This window comes from Sutterella sp. (assembly GCF_030539355.1).
Classification (GTDB): domain Bacteria; phylum Pseudomonadota; class Gammaproteobacteria; order Burkholderiales; family Burkholderiaceae_F; genus Sutterella.
In genome coordinates, this window is the sequence record NZ_JAUNSF010000050.1 from 1 (window position 1) to 21239 (window position 21239).

Sequence of the window (21239 nt, forward strand, 5' to 3'; positions counted from 1 at the left end):
GACGTTCTCGCACTGGCGGCGGACCGCTAATTTGGGGCTGATAGGGTACCTACTCTTGATAAACTCGGTGTCGACATCAACGAGGAGGAGTTGGAAGCGACGCTTTCCGCCGCTTCCTCCTGCCGTTCGATTCCCTAACTCATAGAGTTACAGATTAAGGTTTACTGAGGACTGGAAAAGTAACAAGGAGGCGACGGCTCTTCGATGCGGCGGCTCTATACCTACGCGCGGACACACTCAAAGCTCGTGTTCGCACTCACGGCGGTGTTCCTTGCCGGGGAAGCCGCCTACATCGGCTGGCAGCACAACCTGCAGGCGCAGCTGCTCGACCGTCTTGCGTCCTCGGACGGCATCCCCGGATCCGTGATCCTCACCGTCACGCCGCAGGAGAAGAACTTTCTCTCCCGCCGCGACCGCCTTCACCTCACCATTGCCTCGAGCGTCTTCTCAAGCGACCCGTCGCATGCACCGGTGACGCTCGAATTCGATGTCGTCGCGAACTTCGGTCCCTTCGGACTCACGGGCGACGTCTATCCGCTCAACACCACCGCCACGACCGCCGGGCTCCTGATGAAGCTCGTCGGCATTCACCCGCGCTTCTCTGTCCGCTACCGCATCTCGTCGATCTCCGAGGATCTCCGTCTCATCGCCACGGCGCAGCCCTTTGACATGACCTTCGAGGCCCTTGAGCGCGGCGTGGGCCCGATGGCCTGGCATGTCGCGGCGAAGACCCCGGCGACGCTGCGCATGAAAGTGCCGGTTGAAGGTCCGCTCGCGCTTGATCTGGAGGTCCCGGACATTGAACTCGCGGTCACCGATCCCGCGCTCAACTTCATCCGCATGCACGGCAGCGACTCCAAGGTGAAGCTCACCGCCAGGGAGCGTCCTGAGAAAGCCCCGGGCGACTGGTACATGGAAGGGGCAACCCTCACCGTCCGTGACGGCAGAGTGGGGATAGGAGACCGCAGAGGCATCCTTGAAGCCGGCTTCTCGAAGGTCACCTCAAGGCTCAGCCAGACCAAGGCGGTTCAGGAGAACCTGCTTGACGGCCTCTATGAGTCCGAGGCGGAGAAGATCCGAATACGGCTCTCCCCCACGATCGTCGTGAACCAGACCAATGACCGTGTCGAGAAGACGCTCGACGGGCAGGACTTCAGGTTCTCGCTCTCCGCGAAGGAAGTGCCGATCGCGCTCTTCGAGTCGCTCTCCAGGGACCACTTCATCGAGACGCTGAAGGCCGCCGGCCCCATGCGCTTTGAACTCTCCGACCTCTCCTTCTCCACAGGAAAGGATGGGAAGGAGCGTGCCTCCGTCTCCGCCGGCCTCAACGCCGAGCTCGACTCCGCCGGCAAGGCCAATGTCGAATGGAATCTCGCTGCGGATCTTCCGCAGCCCGTTCTTGAGGTCGTGGACCTGATCGCCTGCGGCAACGGCGACCTCCCGATGGGGGCTTCCGTAGCCCCGCTCATGGAGAAGGTGGAGACCGAGGGCGGCTCCGTCTGGAGAATCCGTCTTGTCGGCGACTCGGTGGACGGCGTGAGGATTGATCTGGCGGATCCGGTTTCGGACATTCCGGTTCCCTGAAGTCAGTCAGGCGAGCACATTTCTCCTGAAGTAGGAGGAGATGTCTGAATCCTCAAGGCGGCTGTACAGAAATTTCCCGCCATGCGTGGCTCTGGCCCAGGGAGAGTTCGGACGTTGACTCCAGTCGGACAGCTGGGCGGCTTTGAACTGACCGAAGTAATCCACCGCGTCGTTGACCAGTGCAATGACGTCGGCGGGCAGGGCAGTCACCTCAGGCGTGGCTTTTCCGAGGAAGTCGTCGAGACTGAAGAACCGGGCGCTGCGCAGAGCCTCCGGGAAGACGGGGCCGAACTGCCAGGCCTCCGGATACTCGTCCGTCAGACGAGCGCCGAAGCGGGCGAGCACGCAGCCGTAGCAGCAGTACATCAGCTTCTGCAGCTTGGTGACGTTGAGCGCGATGTCCTTCTCGACGCAGTGCCCGATGATGTAGGCCATCATCTGGAGGCTGTCGACCGGGCGGAACGCTTTCGTCATGGAAACCCCCTTCATGGTGGCGTGAGTGATCAGGGTGGAAGACTTTCAGGCCTGATGATAATTGGGAAAATTCAGGAACGATGACACGACTCGGACAGTGAGGTCGTCGGAGCGGTATTCAGGGCTGACAGCCGGGGCATTTCTGAGCGGCACATAAACCGTATGGTATTGGGAATTGCTGTAATACATGGCGCAGACATGTGACGAAGCAGCAGGAAGAACAATTTCAACCATATCAACCATTTGTCCATCAACCCGCTGATTTGTCGACAAATGTCCGCAACAGGAACCGGGTTGACGGCATCGGCCTCGCCATCAGGTGATTTACCTACCTGACGTGCATTGATCTCAAAGTGGCGTGGATAGACTTTCGGCCATGCTGAAATCCCGGAGTGCCGCCCTTGACAGCACTCTCCCGGTCTGGCGTACGGCTGCCTCTCCTTCCGGAGGGACACTGATCCCCGGCCGGGATGGCCTCCCCGAGCGGGAGGCCGTAACGAGTGCGAAGAGGGGACCTGAGAGAAAGAGCACTCCGACCCCGTTTGTACCCCAGAGAGGAAATCCATCGTGGCACTTATTGCGCATTCCCGTCCCGCGGCGGCGCTCGTCCTTGCTGACGGCGCCGTTTTTCAGGGTGAAGCCATCGGCGCGTCCGGCCTGACCGTCGGCGAGGTGGTCTTCAACACTTCCATGACCGGCTATCAGGAAATTCTCACCGACCCGTCCTACACCGGGCAGCTCGTGACCCTCACGTGCGCCCACATCGGCAACGTCGGCGTGAACCCCGAGGACATGGAGTCCCGAAGCATTCATGCCGCGGGCCTGATCGTCAAGGCGGCGACGGACGAGCCGAGCAACTGGCGTGCGAAGCAGTCGCTCCCCGCTGCGCTCAAGGCCGCCGGCATCAAGGCGATCGCCGGCGTTGACACGCGCGCCCTCACGATTCACCTGCGCACGACCGGTGCCCAGGCCGGTGCCATTCTCTGCGCCGAGATGGGGCAGAAGATCACCGACGAGGACATCGCGAAGGCCCGTGAGGCTGCGCTCGCCTGGGGCTCGATGGCCGGTCAGGATCTCGCCCAGACCGTCACGACCGACAAGGTCTACGAGTGGACCGAGGGCTCCTGGGAGCCCTCCCGCGAGGGTGAGCCCGCCGGCTTCCGCCAGCCCGTCGCCTTCCCGTACCACGTCGTCGCCTATGACTTCGGCATCAAGACGAACATCCTGCGCCTCATGGCCGACCGCGGCATCCGCGTGACGGTCGTGCCCGCGAAGACCCCGTTCGAGGAAGCCATGGCCTACGAGCCCGACGGACTCTTCCTCTCGAACGGCCCCGGCGACCCCGCCCCCTGCGACTACGCGATCAAGGTCGCGCAGCAGGCGATCGCCGCGAAGATCCCGCTCTTCGGCATCTGCCTCGGTCACCAGATCATGGGCCTCGCGGTCGGTGCGAAGACGCTCAAGATGAAGTTCGGTCATCACGGTGCTAACCACCCGGTCGAAAACATCGAGACCAAGCGCGTGGCGATCACGAGCCAGAACCACGGCTTCGCGGTCGATGCCTCGACGCTGCCGGCGAACGCCCGCGCGACGCACCGCTCGCTCTTCGACGGTTCTCTCCAGGGCTTCTGCCTTGAGGATGCCCCGGCCTTCTGCTTCCAGGGTCACCCGGAGGCGAGCCCCGGCCCGCACGACATCGACGTTCTCTTCGAGAAGTTCGCCAAGGCGCTCGCCGAGCGCCGCCGCGCCTGATCTACAAAATTCAGGTAAAGCACTGCAGAACAGAATTGAAAAAATACGAGTGAAAAATGGCGAAGCGTACAGACATCCATTCCATTCTCATCATCGGTGCCGGCCCGATCATCATCGGTCAGGCCTGCGAATTTGACTACTCCGGCGTCCAGGCCTGCCGCGTCCTGCGCGAAGAGGGCTACCGCACCATCCTCGTCAACTCCAACCCGGCGACGATCATGACGGATCCGCAGACGGCGGATGCGACCTACATCGAGCCGATCACCTGGGAGACGGTGGCCCGCATCATCGAGAAGGAGCGCCCGGACGCGATCCTCCCGACGATGGGCGGTCAGACGGCTCTGAACTGCGCGATGGACCTCGCGCACCACGGCGTGCTCCGCCGCTGGGGCGTCGAACTGATCGGTGCCACGCCCGAGGCCATCGACAAGGCCGAGGACCGCGAGCGCTTCAAGAAGATCATGACCGACATCGGTCTTGAGAGCGCCCGCTCCGGTGCTGCGCACACGCTTGAAGAGGCTCTTGCGCTCCAGAAGACGGTGGGCTTCCCCGCGGTCATCCGCCCGAGCTTCACGCTCGGCGGCACCGGCGGCGGCATCGCCTACAACATGGAGGAGTTCCTCTCAATCGTCACGCGCGGTCTCGAACTCTCCCCGACGAGCGAGGTGCTCATTGAAGAGTCGCTCCTCGGCTGGAAGGAGTACGAGATGGAAGTCGTCCGCGACAAGGCGGACAACTGCATCATCGTCTGCTCGATCGAGAACCTCGATCCGATGGGCGTGCACACCGGCGACTCCATCACGGTCGCTCCGGCCCAGACGCTCACCGACAAGGAATACCAGGCGATGCGTGACGCCTCGATGGCGGTTCTCCGTGCCATCGGCGTTGACACGGGCGGATCGAACGTCCAGTTCGCGGTGAACCCCGACAACGGCCGCATGATCGTGATCGAGATGAACCCGCGTGTGTCGCGCTCCTCCGCGCTTGCCTCGAAGGCCACCGGCTTCCCGATCGCCAAGATCGCCGCGAAGCTCGCCGTGGGCTATACGCTCGACGAGCTCAAGAACGAAATGACGGGCGGTCTCACGCCGGCCTCGTTCGAGCCCGCGATCGACTACGTCGTCACCAAGGTGCCGCGCTTCGCCTTTGAGAAGTTCCCGGCCGCCGATGACCGCCTCACGACCCAGATGAAGTCCGTGGGCGAGGTGATGGCGATCGGCCGCACCTTTGAGGAGTCGCTGCAGAAGGCCCTGCGCGGACTCGAGACCGGCAAGTGCGGTCTCGACTCGAAGACCTCCGACCGCTCCACGATCCTCCGCGAGATCGCCGAGCCCGGCCCCGAGCGTCTCTTCTTCGTCGCCGACGCGTTCCGCATCGGCATGTCCGTCGAGGAAGTCTTCAACTCGACCAAGATCGACCGTTGGTTCCTCCGCCAGATCGAGGAACTCGTCAGGGTCGAGGGCTCGATCGCCGGCCATGCGTTGGCCGAACTCGACGAGGACGATTTCTGGGAACTCAAGAGCCGCGGTTTCTCCGACCGCCGCATCGCCGCGCTCCTCTCGGACGCGGACGAGGAGAAGGTCCGCACGACCCGCCAGGGCCTCGGGGTGCTCCCGTCCTACAAGCGCGTTGACACGTGCGCCGCGGAGTTCGCGACCACGACCGCCTACCTCTACTCGACCTACGAGCGCAGCCGCGCCTCGGAGGCCAACCCCACCGACCGCAAGAAGATCATCGTTCTCGGCGGCGGTCCGAACCGCATCGGCCAGGGCATCGAGTTCGACTACTGCTGCGTGCACGCCTCCATGGCTCTGCACGAGGACGGCTGGGAGTCGATCATGATCAACTGCAACCCGGAGACCGTCTCGACCGACTACGACACGTCGGATCGCCTGTACTTCGAGCCCGTCACGCTCGAGGACGTGCTCGCGATCTGCGCGGTTGAGAAGCCCCAGGGCGTGATCGTCCAGTACGGCGGTCAGACCCCGCTCAAGATCTGCCGCGCGCTCGAGGCCCACGGCGTGCCCATCATCGGCACGACCCCGGATGCCATCGACTGCGCCGAGGACCGCGGCCGCTTCCAGGCCCTGATCGAGGAACTCAACCTCCGTCAGCCGCCCAACCGCACCGCGTTCTCCGAGGAAGAGGCCCTGAAGAAGGCCGAGGAAGTGGGCTACCCGCTTGTCGTCCGCCCGAGCTATGTTCTCGGCGGCCGCGCGATGGAGATCGTTCACACGCCCGAGCGCCTCATCAAGTACATGCACGAGGCCGTGAAGGTGAGCCCTGAGGAGCCCGTGCTTCTTGACCGCTTCCTTGACGATGCGGTCGAGATGGACGTTGACGCGGTCTGCGACGGCGATGTCGTCGCGGTCGCGGGTGTCATGGAGCATATCGAACAGGCCGGCGTGCACTCCGGTGACTCCGCCTGCTCGCTCCCGCCCTACAGCCTCTCGCCCGCGCTCATCGCGGAGATCCGCCGCCAGACGCGCGAGATGGCCCGTGCGCTCAAGGTCGTGGGTCTGATGAACGTTCAGTTCGCCGTGAAGGAAGCCCACTCCGAGAAGCCGGTCGTCTACGTGCTTGAGGTGAACCCGCGTGCCTCGCGTACGGTTCCGTTCGTCTCCAAGGCGACCGGTCACCAGCTCGCGAAGATTGCCGTCCGCTGCATGGTGGGCGACAAGCTCGCCGACCAGGGCCTCACGGTCGAGGAGCTCGAGAAGGCTCCCGAGTACTTCTCCGTGAAGGAAGCCGTCTTCCCGTTCGCGAAGTTCCTCGGTGTCGATCCGGTCCTCGGGCCGGAGATGCGCTCCACCGGCGAAGTGATGGGCATCGGCAGCGACTTCGGCGAAGCGCTTCGCAAGAGCCAGCTCGCCGCCGCGTCGAAGCTCCCGTCGAGCGGCCTCTGCTTCCTCTCGGTGCGTGACTCCGACAAGCCGAAGGTTGCGATCGCCGCTCACGAGCTTCATCACGCCGGCTTCAAGCTGATCGCCACGGCAGGCACCGCGCACCAGATTCAGGCCGCGGGCATCCCCTGCCGTAGCGTGAACCGCGTCCACGAGGGCCGTCCGAACATTCTTGACCTGATCAAGAACAAGGAGATCCAACTCGTGGTGATGTCGGTTGCCGAGCACGAGGGTGAGCTTGACGACGCGCGCGCGATTCGTCAGACCTGCCTCGCCGAGCAGACGACCTACTACACCACGATGGCCGGCGGCCTGGCCGCCGCCGAGGGCATCCGCCACGGCGAGATGTCCGAGAAGGTGCGTGATCTCCAGTCGCTCCACCGCGGTATCATCGACTGACGACGCCATTGTTCACGGACTCAAGCGGGATGGATATTCCGCCTGAGGTCTGAAATAGGCACTATATGCCTTCATGAGAAGCCCGTTTCTAGAGTTATTCTAGAGGCGGGTTTTATTTTAGCAAGATTGTATTATGAACATTATAAAATATTTTAATAATTTATTTTATTCCATAAAATTAAAATTCGGAAATATTGGTATCAAGTGGTTGCTCCCTACTTGTTTTGTTATCAGTATCTGTACGGCTTTCGTGTTTATTGCGGAATTATATAAGTTTTATGTGGTACATTTTGAAGCAACATCACACGAATATTATGATGTTGAATCTAAATTTGGAAATTACAGTGCCGGTGTATATGGAACAATTTTTGTGGCATTAGGGTTTCTTGTACTCATTTATACTAACTATAAACAAAATTTAGAAAACCAAAAGGCATCACTGAAAACGAATTATTTTGAAATGATGAATTTTCATAAATTTCAGATAGAACAGATAAGCACAAAAGATCGGGAGAAAAATGAAGTAGTAAAAGGAAAGGAGGCTCTTAAAAATTTGAATATGCAGTTGACAGATATATTTAATAATTTAAAACTTATAGTTTTATATAACAAAGTTGAATGTAAGGAGGATGAACTTTGGAAGATTGCGTATCTGATATTTTGCTCAGGGTTTGCTATGCCAAAACATATTAAAAAGGAGAATATTATATTTGTCAATAAAGGAATATATGAATGGCTGAAAGATAATCCAAAATATTGTGATCTTGTGTTTTGTGAATTTTGGAAATTTTATAAGGAAGAGAAAGGCGTCTGCATAAATGCTAATGGTAGTAGATTAAGTGCATATTTTAGAAATATGTATAGTACGATTAAAATGATAGATGAGTCGTCTATACTGTCAAGTGAAGAAAAAGAGGATTTGATTAAGATTCTTGTAGCTCAATTATCAGACTTCGAATTTAATTTATTAAAATGCCATGTTCATTCTGATGTGGGCTGGGGATGGATTGATACGGTGTATTTTGATAAATATATAAAAAAGTATTTCGAATATAATTATTAACTTAATGTAATTTCTTTTGTGCAAATTTTATATAATTAAAGATTTGATAATACAGCAGATGTCAAGCCCCCAACCACGGAGGCAACAACGGGATTGGTAAGGAGTTTTTTTAATAAATTTTTGGCATTGGCTTTTTCGTCTTCTGAAAAATTTGATTTATTAATTTCATCAATTAGATGTAATAGATGTTGTTCAAAAACTTGGGTATTATTATCTCCAATGATAATGTTTGAACTATTTTTGATGCTTACATTTGTGCTTGCCGAATTTTCTTTGATTTGTTTTTCTGGTATGAATTTAATTTGGTAATGAGGGTGCCTGATATGTGTTATTCCACGTTCAAAATAATTCACTTCTGTCACGGTATAGCGGATTTGTTTACCTGTATGACTCTTTTTTAATATAGTATCGTCAACTTCTATATCGAAATTTGGCTTCTCTACAATCAATAAATCTCCGGTAAACCTTCCAATTGCTTGGAATATTTCTCCGTCGGTATTGATTATCGTAAATTCTTCTGGTTTACTAAAGGGTAACATATCAGAACTTTAAAATATTATAAAATGTTAATTGAATGAATTTATACGTGATCTACTGATCTGCAGCTAAAAGAATAACGCTAATATGCAGAGAATTCTGAAAGTAAATTTTTAATTAAAAGACTTACTTTTTAAATTCTTCTCCATAATTTTATCAATTTTAAATATAAGTTTTGTATTAATGTATATTAAAAAATATATTACCAATTCTATACTAAAAGCTGCTATCCTAGTGTCCTTCGTCTCCCTCAGCCCTGGACACCAGTTCCCATGCCCTCCAGCCCCAGTTCCTCGCTCCACGAAAGCCTCGTCACCTCCTTCATTGACGCTGCGCACGATTCGGTACCGCACTACCGCACCTCGCTCGTCGTCAACGACAAGGCCCGCGGGATGCGCGTACTCACGGAGATCGAGACCGCGCTCGAGTGGTGCGACCGCTTCGCGATCAGCGTCGCGTTCATCACGAAGGGCGGCATCGCGCCGCTCCTGATGCTCCTCAAGAAACTTGCCGAACGCGGCGTGCAGGGTCGGATTCTCACGACGGACTACCTCTACTTCACCGAGCCTCAGGCTATCCGGCAGCTGATGAAGCTCCCGAATCTGGAGGTGAAGATCTACCGCACGGGCGGCGCAAGCGGGGAAGGGTTCCACACGAAGGGCTACATCTTCCGCTCGAACGGTCTATGCCGCATCCTGATCGGCAGCTCCAACCTCACGGCCACCGCGCTCGCCACGAACCGCGAGTGGAACACGCGCTTCGTCTCCGAGGAGACGGGCGAGATCGCGAAGGCCGTCGAAGCCGAGTTCCGCATGCTCTGGGAGCGCGACGAGGCCGAGGATGCTGCCGAGGTGATCGATGCCTACGAGGCCGAGTACCACAGCATCAGCGTCGCCCAGCGGGACGCACGAAAGTACGCCGATGTGCTCGCGAAGCCCGTCACGCCGAAGCTCGTTCCCAACGCCATGCAGGTCGAGTTTGTCGAGCGCCTCGAGGTGCTCCGGGCCGCCGGCGAGAAGCGTGCGCTCCTCATCTCCGCCACCGGCACCGGCAAGACCTACGCCGCGGCCTTCGCCACCGCCCGGATCGAGCCTGTGCGCATGCTCTTTCTCGTTCACCGCGAGCAGATCGCCCGCCAGGCGTGCGAAAGCTTCAGGCGGGTGCTCGGAGATGACTCCGGCAGGTTCGCGGTCCTCTCGGGCACGCAGAAGAATATCGACAACGCCCGCTGGCTCTTCGCCACGATGCAGACCTTCTCGCGGGATGACGTCCTGAACTCCTTCCCGCCGGGCACCTTCGACCTCGTCATCATCGACGAGGTGCACCGCGCCGGCGCGCCGAGCTACCGGAAGATCATGTCGTACCTGAAGCCCAAATTCTGGCTCGGCATGACGGGCAGCCCCGACCGCATGGACGGCTACGACATCTACGGGCTCTTCCATCACAACATCGCCTGCGAGATCCGCCTGCAGCAGGCCCTCGAGAACGACTTCCTCACGCCGTTCCACTACTTCGGCATCGCGAGCCTCGAGCTCGAGAAACAGACGATCGACACGAAGCGGTTCATTGAGCTGAGCGAAGAGAGCCAGTTCGGTCACATGCTCGAGGAAGCGCTCTACTATGGCGCGAGCGGTGACCGCGTCCACGGCCTCGTCTTCGTGAGCTCGAAAGCGGAGGCCGCGAACCTCGCGAAGTACCTCACGCGGAACGGTCATCCGGCCGAGGCCGTCACTGGCGATGACTCCCAGGAGCGTCGCGAGGAGCTCGTGAGCCGCCTCGCCACGGGGTGCGGTGCAAACCTCATCGAGTATTTGGTCACCGTCGACGTCTTCAACGAGGGCGTGGACATCCCCGAGGTCAACCAGATCATCCTGATGCGACCGACCGAGAGCGCGATCATCTTCATCCAGCAGCTCGGCAGGGGACTCCGCAAGTTCAGCGGCAAGGAATACGTGGTCGTCCTCGACTTCATCGGCGCGTACGAGAAGAACTACCTGATCGCGACGGCCCTCTCCGGGGACCGCAGCTGCGTGAAGGAGCGGCTCCGCCGCTTCATCTCCACGGAACGCCGGGCTCTGCCCGGCATCTCCTCGGTGCACTTCGACCCGGTCGCGGAGAAGCAGATCTACCGCGCAATCGACACGGCGAAGCTCGACACCGTCGCACTGCTCAAGGACGCGTATCGGATGCTCAAGTTCAAGCTCGGCAGGATTCCGAGGCTCGCCGACTTCGAGGAGCACGGATCGATAGATCCGGTGAAGTTCTTCGGCCGCGTCAACAATGTCGACTCCTACCATCATTTCCTGAAGAAGTACGACAAGGACTACAAGGTCACGATGTCGGACGCGGCCGAGAAGCTCCTCGGCTGGATCTCGAGGAAGCTCGGCACCGGCATCCGGCCGTCCGAGGCCATGGTGATCCAGGCCATCCTCCAGAACCGCCTGAACGTGAAGGACGAGCTCGTGATGCGGCTCAGGACGGAAGCGGGCTTCGAGCCCGACGACTTCCATCTCGCGAACGTCTTCCGCATGCTGACGAACAACTTCGAGAAGACTGAGGACGACCGCGTGCGGAACCAGGGCTGCGAGATCCTCGCTCCCCACGGCGAGACGGACGAGGACGGGAAGGGCGGCTGGCAGCCTGCGGCCGCATTCGCGACGCATCTCAGAGCCGAGCCCGCGTTCCGCGAGGCTGTTCAGGAGCTCGCCGACTTCATCCTCGCGCGCTGGCACCGCGACTATGCGCCGGCCTCGGGGAACACGTTCCTCAGAATCGGCGAAACCTATACGTACGAATACGTCTGCAGGCTGCTCGACTGGAAGCAGCAGCAGTCGGGGCAGAACATCGGCGGGTACTTCTTTGACAAAACGACCCGCACCTTCCCGGTCTTCGTCAACTACGAGAAGGACGAGAAGGCGATCCAGTACCATGACCACTTCCTCTCGGACACCGAGATCGTCACGATCTCGAAGACCGGCCGCCGGCCGGGAAGCGTGGACGAGCAACGAATGCTCAAGCTCGGCGAATACGCCGGCATCCGCACGCTGCTCTTCGTGCGCCGCAACCGCGAGGACGCTGAGTCGAAGGCGTTCTACTATCTCGGCGAAATGGAGCCCGCGGTGACGAAGGTGGAACCGATGAAGCTCGCGAACGGCAAGGACGTGTTCGAGGTCACGTGGAGGCTGAAGACTCCCGTGCCCCGTGATCTCTATGACTATCTGACAGGAGAATGAAGAAATGAAGCGTGTGGAGGTGTCCGCGGCGATGATCCATCACGAGGGCCGCGTGCTCGCGACCCAGCGCGGATACGGAGACTTCAAGGACGGCTGGGAGTTCCCGGGCGGCAAGGTGGAGCCGGGCGAGACCCCGGAGGCGGCGATCGTGCGCGAGATCCGCGAGGAACTCGGGGTCGAGATCACGCCCGAGCGCCTCGTCACCACGGTGGAATGTGACTACCCGAATTTTCACCTGACGATGCACTGCTTCCTCGCGACCATCCGGTCCGGGAAGGTCGAGCTTCTCGAGCACGAGGCGGCCCGCTGGCTCGCCCCCGAGGAACTCGGCGACGTTGCCTGGCTCCCTGCTGACGTCGAGGCGGTCGAGAAACTGAAGGCCATTCTCCTTCCCGACGGCAGGACGCTTTCCTGAGATCATTGAGGCCGGGCGATTCGAAGTTCCCGCCTTCTCTTTCTTCCATCATCGGTCAAGGTTCCGCCATGAGTCAGATCGAAGCCTCCAAATTCGCGGAAATCTATAACGAGAAAACGCCCGACCCGCTCTGGGATGTGGACGGCGGCAACCCCTGGAGCCCCGTGTGGGTCTGCGGGCTGGAGTTCGGCGGTGGAGAGATGGGCATCGAGCGGTTCAGGAGCTCCGCCGACAGGAAGAGCGACATCACCGGCATGACGAGTTTCTCTGCCGACAGGGACATCTATACGGTCCGCGCAGCGGCGCTCGTCGCCTGCCTCACGGATGTGAAGTTCGCGGAGGAACTCGGGACCCGCGGAAACAAGCGCGCTTTTGCGCTTGAATGGTTCCAGAAGCACCGCGTTCTCGCAACGGGCGGCCATGGCTTTCGCATGAACGCCGGCATCTTCTCGCTCGCGACCCACAGCGGCTCCTGGACGCCTGAACTGAGCGAGTTCTGCGGCGGCGCCGGGCAGGCGGAGTACGAAGCGTACGCGGCGAAAATACACGCGGAGCACGTCAAGGCACGCCTCAGGGCATTCCGTCCGCGGCTCGTCCTCTGCTTCGGTTACGCCGGCTGGGAGCGGTTCAGGCAGATCTTTCTCACCGAGGCGGAAGCCGAGCGAAGCACCGCATGCCCCGTTGTCGGTCCCACGGAGGCGGCGGTGGAGAATCCGGGGGAGCGTCGCCGCCTGCGCTACGAGATCTGGAATCACGAGGAGACCGAGACGGCGGTCGTGCTCACGGGCTTCCCGGGCAGGCGCGGAAACCTGAACTGGAACTGCATCGCGCCCTTATCGAAGCTTCTTCGCGCCGAGCCGTCGCTCAAGTGGCTCGGGAACCTTGAACCCGTGCCGGAGTTCGGGTTCAGGGACGATGGAAATGACGAGGACCTGAAGCGCTGCCTTCCGGATCTCAGTGACAGGTTCGGGTACGAGGATTTCCTTGCCTCGCAGGCTCTGGGGGAGTGGCTCGGCCGGGAGGAAGTGGACGATGCGGTGAAGGCCGGATTCGAGCGCATGATCCACACCGTCCGCCCCGTCTGCCCCTGGGATGCCGGGGAGTTCCTGCTCGCCGAGGATCAGCGGGGCGCACGCCTCTGGCTCGCGCTCTCCGAGCTCCTTGCCGTCACGCCGCCCGAAAGGCGCAGCCGCGGAGCGATCGAAGCGCTTGCACGCATCGTGAAGGAGGCCGGGGAGCGCTCTGTCCCCCGGAAAGCTTAAGGTCCGCCAGCCCGCCGGGAGTTAGAATCACTCTCAATATCAGTATGAACCCGGCACCGTACCGTCCCTCGGAGAGAGAAGGGCGGCCCGTCCGGGAACCTTGAGAGGATTTTTCACCCATGTTCAAGACAACGCTCGGCATCGACGGCATGGCCTGCAACATGTGCGAGGAGCACATCTGCAGCACGATCAAGAAGGCCGTCGAGGTGAAGAAGGTCACCGCGTCCCACGGCAAGAAGCAGGCCGTGATCATCTCTGAGCACCCCGTCGACGAGCGCCTCATCCGCGAGGCGATCGCACCGACGGGCTACGGCGTCACCTCGTTCGCCTGCGAGCCGTACGAGAAGAAGGGCTTCTTCGCGAAGTTCTTCGGCTGAGCGGCCGTTCCCCGGAGGGGAACTCGTCCGCATCAGAATGAGCGTTTCCGCCCCTTTCTGATGCCCGGGCGGCGCAGAGCCGCCGGTCCCGGCCTGACTGCCTTCTGTAGCGGGCGGGGTGTTCCCCGCCCATGACAGCCCGGGATTCAATACCGCATACCGTATCAGGGCTGGAGCGTCGGGCGACGCTCCGGTGAATCAATCCGTTGATTCGCCTGAAATCCGTGATTGCCGGGGCTCCCCGGGGGGCAGTTCATCCCCGGGATACCGCGGGATCACTCCACGGGGAATCCGACTTTCCTCTCGGAAGAGAGGCATGGTGCTTGCTTCGATCAGGTGTTTTCCACCACCAATCAGGGTTAACACCATGAATGATCCTAAAACTGCACTGCCGGAGGAAAAGAAGAAGGTCGGCATAGGTGCCTTCATCGCCCTCGCGCTCGCAATCATTCTCTTCTCGGGTGTCTTCTACAAGATGCCCGCCGGCAGGGAATGGCTCGGAGCCTTCGACTTCACGACGTTGATCGGCCACTTCGGCACGATCGCCGGCTCGAAGAACACCTTCACGGGTGCCGGAGGCGACTCCGCCCGCGCGGGCTTCCTCTTCTCGCTCACGCTCTTTCCCGGCGTGATGCTCGCCCTCGGCCTCATTGAGGTGCTCGCCCACTACGGCGCCCTCCGTGCCGCCCAGGTGCTCCTCACCCCGCTTCTCTATCCGATCCTCGGCGTCCCGGGCTACACCGGTCTCGCGCTCGTCACCGACCTGCAGTCGACCGACGGCGGCGCAGCCATCACCCGTTCGCTCTACGACGAGGGCCGCATCACCAAGAAGCACCTGGTCACGATCTGCGCCTGGCAGTACGCCGGCGCGGGCTGCATCAACAACTACTACTCGACGGTCTCGGCACTCTTCCCGATGTTCCTCTGCCCGGTGTGGGTCCCTGTGATCTTCATCCTGCTCTTCAAGTTCGTCGGCGGCGCCATGATCCGCTTTGTGCTCTCCACGGTTTACAAGAAGGATTTCGAAAATGACTGACACGAAAACCACCGCCGGGAAGAAGCCCTCGAACAACCCGTTCGACATCTTCATCGTGGGCCTGAGGAAAGGCCTCAACATCGGCCTCTACAGCCTGCTGCCGAACGTGCTGATGGCGTTCGTGCTCACCCACATCCTCCGCCTCTTCGGCGTGATGGACTTCTTGGGCGAGTACTGCGGCGGCGTGATGGGGCTCTTCGGTCTCCCGGGCGAGGCGATCACGGTGCTGCTCGCCACCTGGCTCTCCTGCGGCGCCGGCGTCGGCGTCGCCGCGAGCCTCGCCGCGCACAACACGCTCTCGCCGCATGACATCACGATTCTCGCGCCGGCCTTCATCCTGCTCGCCTCGCAGATCCAGTACATGGGCCGCCTCCTCGGCGTCGCCGATGTGCCGAAGAAGTACTGGCCGGTGCTGATGCTCAATTCACTCTGTGTCACGCTGATGGCCATGGTCTGCATGAAGCTCTTCATCGTCTGATCCTTCGTGACCCGTCCCGTTCCTCTCCCGGCCTCCCGGTTCCGGGGGATGAAACAGGATGTCAGGGGCCCCTGACGGATAGCTTTTGCCCCTGGTTTCGCCCCCTGACAGTGCAAAGCTGCCGGGCGGTCTTGACTGCCCGCGGAATGGGTAGGGCGTTCTACCTATAGCCTTTGTTGCAGTATGTAAATAAAATGCCGCATTCCATATTCAGGGGATGTGCGCGACGCGCGGTATTCATGAAAACAAGGCTCTGATTTGCCTTGAATTTGTGATGCTCGGGACCGCCCGGATGAACGTCACCCTCGGGATCTGGGAATAAACGACACTCCGGTGAACCGGGTCTCCCCATTTTTCTCTGCGAAGAGCGATCTGGGGGAACTCCGGTGAGCACGGGGTGTTCCACTGCCATCAACCAGGGGTACATCCATGACTGATCCTCAAACTGCAGTGCCCGAGGAAAAGAAGAAGGTCGGCATCGGCGCCTTCATCGCCCTCGCGCTCGCAATCATTCTCTTCTCGGGCGTCTTCTATCGCATGCCCGCAGGCAAGGAATGGCTCGGCGCCTTCGACTTCACCACCCTGATCGGCCACTTCGGCACGATCGCCGGCTCGAAGAACACCTTCACCGGCGCCGGCGGTGACTCGGCCCGCGCGGGTTTCCTCTTCTCGCTCTCTCTCTTCCCGGGCGTGATGCTCGCCCTCGGCCTCATTGAAGTGCTCGCCCACTACGGCGCTCTTCGTGCCGCCCAGGTGATCCTCACTCCGCTCCTCTACCCGATCCTCGGCGTTCCGGGCTACACCGGCCTCGCGCTCGTCACCGACCTCCAGTCGACCGACGGCGGCGCTGCCATCACCCGTTCGCTCTACGACGAAGGCCGCATCACCAAGAAGCACCTGGTCACGATCTGCGCCTGGCAGTACGCCGGCGCGGGCTGCATCAACAACTACTACTCGACGGTCTCGGCACTCTTCCCGATGTTCCTCTGCCCGGTGTGGGTCCCTGTGATCTTCATCCTGCTCTTCAAGTTCGTCGGCGGCGCCATGATCCGCTTTGTGCTCTCCACGGTTTACAAGAAGGATTTCGAAAATGACTGACACGAAAACCACCGCCGGGAAGAAGCCCTCGAACAACCCGTTCGACATCTTCATCGTGGGCCTGAGGAAAGGCCTCAACATCGGCCTCTACAGCCTGCTGCCGAACGTGCTGATGGCGTTCGTGCTCACCCACATCCTCCGCCTCTTCGGCGTGATGGACTTCCTCGGTGAGTACTGCGGCGGCGTGATGGGCCTCTTCGGCCTGCCGGGCGAAGCGATCACCGTGCTGCTCGCCACGTGGCTCTCCTGCGGCGCCGGTGTCGGCGTTGCCGCGAGCCTTGCCGCCCACAACACGCTCTCCCCGCATGACATCACGATTCTCGCGCCGGCCTTCATTCTGCTCGCCTCGCAGATTCAGTACATGGGCCGCCTTCTGGGCGTTGCCGATGTGCCGAAGAAGTACTGGCCCGTGCTGATGCTCAATTCGCTCGTCGTCACGCTGATGGCCATGATCTGCATGAAGCTCTTCATTGTCTGATCCTCGCTGATCCGACCCCGGGTTCCTCCTCCGGCTTGGTTCCGGCGGAATGACCTGATTCCGGGAGCCCGAAGGCTCCCTAGAAGCTCCCGAAGCCGCTCCGGCCCGGGAGCTTTCGTTTTTTGTGAATCCGCGTCTTCGCCTGTGCTGCCAGCCCGCGGAAGCGAAAAGTCCGCCCTTCAGTTTGACCGCGCAGGGTGTGGGTAGGGAGGTCTGCGTATACCCTGAGCCGTATGCCCTACCTAAAATCCTCAGCCGCCGGTTTCCGGTGAGGTGATGCACTGTCATCAGGCATTCATGCCTTGCGAGGGTGAATCCCGGAGCATTTCCGGGGCGGAACCTCTCTGGAAAGCGGTGAAAAGAACAGCCCGGGCGCACTGATCCCGGGCATTTCCCCAACTACCCCAGGAGAATCTCATGACGGATTCCCAGACTTCCGCGCCCGAGGAGAAGAAGAAGGTCGGCATCGGTGCCTTCATCGCCCTCGCGCTCGCCATCATCATGTTCTCGGGCATCTTCTACCGCATGCCGGAAGGCAGGCAGTGGCTCGGTGCCTTTGACTTCACGACCCTGATCGGTCACTTCGGCACGATCGCGGGCTCGAAGAACACCTTCACCGGTGCGGGCGGTGACTCCGCCCGCGCGGGCTTCCTCTTCTCGCTCGGCCTCTTCCCGGGCGTGATGCTCGCGCTCGGCCTCATCGAGGTGCTCGCCCACTACGGGGCCCTGCGCGCCGCGCAGGTGCTCCTCACGCCGCTTCTCTACCCGATCCTCGGCGTCCCGGGCTACACCGGCCTCGCGCTCGTCACCGACCTTCAGTCGACCGACGGCGGCGCGGCCATCACCCGCGCGCTCTTTGACGAGGGCCGCATCACGAAGAAGCATCTGATCACGATCTGCGCCTGGCAGTACGCCGGAGCGGGCTGCATCGGCAACTACTACTCCACGGTCTCGGCGCTTTTCCCGCTCTTCCTCTGCCCCGTCTGGGTGCCGATGGCGATGATCCTCATCTTCAAGTTCGTCGGCGGCGCGATCATGCGCACGGTGCTTTCCACGGTTTACAAGAAGGACTTCGAAAATGAGTGATACGACCAACACCGCTGAGAAGAAGCCCTCGAACAACCCGTTTGACATCTTCATCGTCGGCCTGAGGAAGGGCCTGAACATCGGCCTCTACAGCCTGCTGCCGAACGTGCTGATGGCGTTCGTGCTCACGCACATCCTCCGCCTCTTCGGCGTGATGGACTTCTTGGGTGAGTACTGCGGCGGCGTGATGGGCATCTTCGGCCTCCCGGGCGAAGCGGTCACGGTTCTGCTCGCCACGTGGCTCTCCTGCGGCGCCGGCGTCGGCGTCGCCGCGAGCCTCGCCTCGCACAACACGCTCTCCCCGCATGACATCACGATCCTCGCGCCGGCCTTCATTCTGATGGCTTCGCAGATCCAGTACATGGGCCGCCTCCTGGGTGTGGCCGATGTGCCGAAGAAGTACTGGCCCGTGCTGATGGTGAACTCCGTCCTCATGGCCAGCATCTCGATGATCTGCATGCGCTTCTTCGTCTGATCTTCTGATTCGCTCTCCTCTCCGGCCTCGACTGCGGAGGGGAGCGCGGTCACCCGGACATCTCGCGAGCTCCCGAACGCCTCACCGGCCTCCGGGAGCTTGTCATTTCTGCTGGGTCTCCATCTTCTTCGCCGGCGGTTAAGCGGCTCACACGGCCGCGGCAGGCATAATTGAACGAACCACCGCCATTCCGGGCTCCCGTCCTTCACTGGACCGGAGGCCCGCACCAGACATCGAAGAAGAGGAGAACACATGACCGCCTCCCGCCGCACGCTCATCGCTGCCGCCCTCGCGCTCGCCGCGCTTCCCTCAGCCTCCGTTCTCGCGGCCCCCGCGGACGAACCCCGTCCCGTCGAGAAACCGAAGGCGCAGAAGCCGAAGGACGAGAAGCCCGACAGTGTCTCCACCGCCTCGCAGCGCCGCTGGGAGCGCAAGGAACGCGCGAAGAAGCGCCGCGAGAAGGCGAAGAAGCAGTGATTCTGAGAAGACTTTCGTTAACGAACTGATAGCGGCAATGATAGGAGTTATCTACTAGATTTCCATAAACATCAATGAGTTGGGGTTGCAGAAGGATCCTGCACGCGCTAATATGATCTCAGGAAGGAAGGGACCGAAAACTTTTCCTTAAAGAGGCAAACCCCATGCGTGCGAACAACCGTCTTGAATTCGCTGAGATTTATGAGCGGTTCTGTATTGCGCCCGTTCAGAGGGCTCTCCACACGGCGCTCTGGATGGCGCCCCCTGTGATGCTCGAAGGCATGCTCGCGCTCCTCGCGCGTCTGCCGAAACCCGCCGAGTGCCGTGAGGCGCAGGCCCGCCAGCGCGTCATTCAGACGCTCGAGCGCTATGCCGCGCCCGCGAGCGGGTCGCGCGCCGAGCACGAACTCGCCTGGCACCGTCGCTGCGCGATGCTGCGCCTGACCGGGCGTCTCGCCGACTCGGGTCCCGTCGGCATGCTCGAATGCTGCCGCGAAGCGGCGCCCGACCATCTCGCGTCCCCCGAGGACGAGGAGACGGTGCGCCGCCGCGCCGAGATCCGCTACCTCGAGCACCTCACGGCCCTCACGAAGGGACGTCGTGCCACGACACCGTCGCGGCTCTTCTTCGCGCCGCTCCCGTCCGACCCGATCCGCCCGGCCTCCGACGAGGCGGTGAAGCGCACGGTCTGGATCTTCACGGGTCTGCTGAACTTCACCGAGCCCCTCTCCGCCGAGGCGCACACTGCAGTGCGCGCGCTCCTCATGAGCACCTGGCCCGAGTTCCCGGGCGGCCGCGTCACGCGCGGCGTGATCGAGGAGTGGCAGAAGTGGCTGGCCTCGCGCAAGTACAACAAGGACTGCCGCAACGCCTACGGCTTCACCTTCGGCCGTCGCACGGACGACTGATCGCTTCAGGGCCGCTCCCGGGCTCTTCCTGCCTGTCCGGAAGAGGGCATCGACCCGGCGGGGAAACCTCGGTATAGTTTAGAGGTTATGGAATTTCGGGCATTCGATCAGCAATTACTGATCGGGTGCCCGGAACTGCTGTGCGCAGTTTTCCCTCAAGACCGCCGACCAAACTGACCGAAAGGAGTCTCCCCGATGCCGAGCAACACCTGCCGCTACCTCTCCGCGCTTTTGACCGAGGGGAGTTTCTCCAAGGCCGCGCAGTTCCTCGACATCTCGCAGCCCTCGCTCTCGCAGTTTCTGCTGCGTCTCGAGACCGAGGTCGGCACCGAGCTCATCGACCGCCAGGTGAAGCCCCTGAAGCTCACGCCGGCCGGGGAGATGTTCCTCAGGACCGAGCGCCAGATCGATCAGATGCGCGAGACCTGCGTGAAGCAGATCGATGACATCAAGGCGGGCGTCCGCGGCCACGTCATCGTCGGCGCGTCCGACTACCGAGAGACGTTCTTCCTCACCGAGGTCTTCCCCGTCTTCCGCCGCCTTTTCCCGAGCATCGAGATCGAGGTGGCCGAAGGCCGCACCAAGGAGCTCGAGGAACTCGCCATGGCGGGTGCGACGGACTTCTCGATCGTCATCTCGCCCCTCTACCACGGGCAGGCGCTCGAATACACGGAGCTCTATACCGAGAAGCTTCTGATCGCGATGAACGTGAACCACCCGATCGCCCGTCGCTACCCCGAGGACAGCGGCGAGGAGTTCCCGCCGCTTGACTTCCACGAGCTCGACCGCGAGAACTTCATCGTGATCAAGAAGGGCCAGAAGATGAACAAGCTCTACCACGACCTCTGCGACCGCACCGGTGCGTCGCCCCGCGTGGTGCTCGAGAGCGAGTCGATGATCGCGGCCCTCGCGCTCGCGAGCGTCGGCATGGGCGTCACGCTCACCACCGAGACCCTCGCGAGAAGGTCTGCGACCGCCGAGCCGCTACGCTGCTTCTCGATCTCCCCGGAGGTCCCGGCCCGCACGGTCGTCGCCGCCTACCGCGGGGACCGCTATCTCTCGAAGGCCGCCCGCGAACTCATCCAGGTGATGCTCGACGTCGCCGGGGCTAAGTTCCAGCGCGGGTGATTCCACGGGGCTTGCGAAGCCTGCAGATCTTCGTTCGGATTCCGGATCCGCTCCCGAGGTCTGGCGCATCCCTCAG

Annotated in this window: 19 protein-coding genes; 17 read left to right on the forward strand and 2 right to left on the reverse strand. The window is 60.6% G+C overall.

The genetic code is table 11. The annotated features are described in order from the left end of the window. Nucleotides 1–246 precede the first annotated feature (246 nt). Nucleotides 247–1584, forward strand: a complete 1338-nt coding sequence (locus Q4F91_RS08165) for a hypothetical protein (protein ID WP_303336557.1) — start codon at nt 247–249, stop codon at nt 1582–1584. Nucleotides 1585–1590: 6 nt separating this feature from the next. On the opposite strand, the gene Q4F91_RS08170 is transcribed toward Q4F91_RS08165, so the two are convergent. Beyond that, nucleotides 1591–2058, reverse strand: coding sequence for a Panacea domain-containing protein (locus Q4F91_RS08170; RefSeq protein WP_303336559.1), 468 nt, complete (start codon nt 2056–2058; stop codon nt 1591–1593). Between the two features lie 567 nt (nt 2059–2625). Here Q4F91_RS08170 and carA point away from each other — a divergent pair. The 3 genes from carA (at nt 2626) to Q4F91_RS08185 (ending at nt 8175) form a co-directional block, all read left to right on the forward strand. Next, the gene (gene carA, locus Q4F91_RS08175) at nt 2626–3810 is read left to right on the forward strand and encodes a glutamine-hydrolyzing carbamoyl-phosphate synthase small subunit (RefSeq protein ID WP_303336561.1); all 1185 of its coding nucleotides are present in this window, start codon (nt 2626–2628) and stop codon (nt 3808–3810) included. Nucleotides 3811–3866: 56 nt separating this feature from the next. Continuing rightward, nucleotides 3867–7112 (forward strand): carbamoyl-phosphate synthase large subunit, encoded by a 3246-nt coding sequence (gene carB / locus Q4F91_RS08180; protein ID WP_303336563.1) that lies wholly within the window; start codon nt 3867–3869, stop codon nt 7110–7112. Nucleotides 7113–7245: 133 nt separating this feature from the next. Continuing rightward, a complete protein-coding gene (locus Q4F91_RS08185) occupies nt 7246–8175 on the forward strand; it encodes a putative phage abortive infection protein (RefSeq protein WP_303336565.1) in 930 nt (309 codons plus the stop codon). Nucleotides 8176–8210: 35 nt separating this feature from the next. On the opposite strand, the gene Q4F91_RS08190 is transcribed toward Q4F91_RS08185, so the two are convergent. Beyond that, the gene (locus tag Q4F91_RS08190) at nt 8211–8714 is read right to left on the reverse strand and encodes a hypothetical protein (RefSeq protein WP_303336566.1); all 504 of its coding nucleotides are present in this window, start codon (nt 8712–8714) and stop codon (nt 8211–8213) included. Nucleotides 8715–8984: 270 nt separating this feature from the next. Here Q4F91_RS08190 and Q4F91_RS08195 point away from each other — a divergent pair, with 270 nt between their 5' ends. The 13 genes from Q4F91_RS08195 (at nt 8985) to Q4F91_RS08255 (ending at nt 21163) form a co-directional block, all read left to right on the forward strand. After that, on the forward strand, nt 8985–11945 hold the full coding sequence (locus Q4F91_RS08195) for a DUF3427 domain-containing protein (RefSeq protein WP_303336568.1): 2961 nt from the start codon (nt 8985–8987) through the stop codon (nt 11943–11945). Nucleotides 11946–11949: 4 nt separating this feature from the next. Next, nucleotides 11950–12360, forward strand: coding sequence for a (deoxy)nucleoside triphosphate pyrophosphohydrolase (locus tag Q4F91_RS08200; RefSeq protein ID WP_303336570.1), 411 nt, complete (start codon nt 11950–11952; stop codon nt 12358–12360). A gap of 68 nt (nt 12361–12428) precedes the next feature. Continuing rightward, nucleotides 12429–13622: a hypothetical protein gene (locus tag Q4F91_RS08205; RefSeq protein WP_303336572.1), complete on the forward strand. Its 1194-nt coding sequence runs from the start codon at nt 12429–12431 to the stop codon at nt 13620–13622. 119 nt (nt 13623–13741) lie between these two features. Further along, nucleotides 13742–13999 carry a heavy-metal-associated domain-containing protein gene (locus Q4F91_RS08210; protein WP_303336574.1) on the forward strand — a complete coding sequence of 86 codons (258 nt, stop codon included), beginning with the start codon at nt 13742–13744 and terminating at the stop codon, nt 13997–13999. A 367-nt stretch (nt 14000–14366) separates the two neighbouring features. After that, the gene (locus Q4F91_RS08215) at nt 14367–15035 is read left to right on the forward strand and encodes a hypothetical protein (RefSeq protein WP_303336575.1); all 669 of its coding nucleotides are present in this window, start codon (nt 14367–14369) and stop codon (nt 15033–15035) included. Then, on the forward strand, nt 15028–15513 hold the full coding sequence (locus tag Q4F91_RS08220; RefSeq protein ID WP_303336577.1) for a YjiG family protein: 486 nt from the start codon (nt 15028–15030) through the stop codon (nt 15511–15513). Before Q4F91_RS08215 ends, Q4F91_RS08220 begins: the two co-directional genes overlap by 8 nt. Nucleotides 15514–15942: 429 nt before the next feature. Further along, nucleotides 15943–16611: a hypothetical protein gene (locus tag Q4F91_RS08225; RefSeq protein ID WP_303336578.1), complete on the forward strand. Its 669-nt coding sequence runs from the start codon at nt 15943–15945 to the stop codon at nt 16609–16611. Next, the gene (locus Q4F91_RS08230) at nt 16604–17089 is read left to right on the forward strand and encodes a YjiG family protein (RefSeq protein WP_303336579.1); all 486 of its coding nucleotides are present in this window, start codon (nt 16604–16606) and stop codon (nt 17087–17089) included. Before Q4F91_RS08225 ends, Q4F91_RS08230 begins: the two co-directional genes overlap by 8 nt. A 417-nt stretch (nt 17090–17506) precedes the next feature. Further along, on the forward strand, nt 17507–18175 hold the full coding sequence (locus Q4F91_RS08235; protein WP_303336580.1) for a hypothetical protein: 669 nt from the start codon (nt 17507–17509) through the stop codon (nt 18173–18175). Continuing rightward, nucleotides 18168–18650 carry a YjiG family protein gene (locus Q4F91_RS08240; RefSeq protein ID WP_303336581.1) on the forward strand — a complete coding sequence of 161 codons (483 nt, stop codon included), beginning with the start codon at nt 18168–18170 and terminating at the stop codon, nt 18648–18650. The genes Q4F91_RS08235 and Q4F91_RS08240 overlap by 8 nt, the downstream gene beginning before the upstream one ends. A 252-nt stretch (nt 18651–18902) precedes the next feature. Further along, complete coding sequence (locus tag Q4F91_RS08245; RefSeq protein ID WP_303336582.1) at nt 18903–19127, forward strand: hypothetical protein; 225 nt, start codon at nt 18903–18905, stop codon at nt 19125–19127. A gap of 254 nt (nt 19128–19381) precedes the next feature. Beyond that, nucleotides 19382–20035, forward strand: a complete 654-nt coding sequence (locus tag Q4F91_RS08250; protein WP_303336583.1) for a hypothetical protein — start codon at nt 19382–19384, stop codon at nt 20033–20035. 195 nt (nt 20036–20230) lie between these two features. After that, nucleotides 20231–21163 (forward strand): LysR family transcriptional regulator, encoded by a 933-nt coding sequence (locus tag Q4F91_RS08255; RefSeq protein ID WP_303336584.1) that lies wholly within the window; start codon nt 20231–20233, stop codon nt 21161–21163. The last annotated feature ends 76 nt before the right edge of the window (nt 21164–21239 follow it).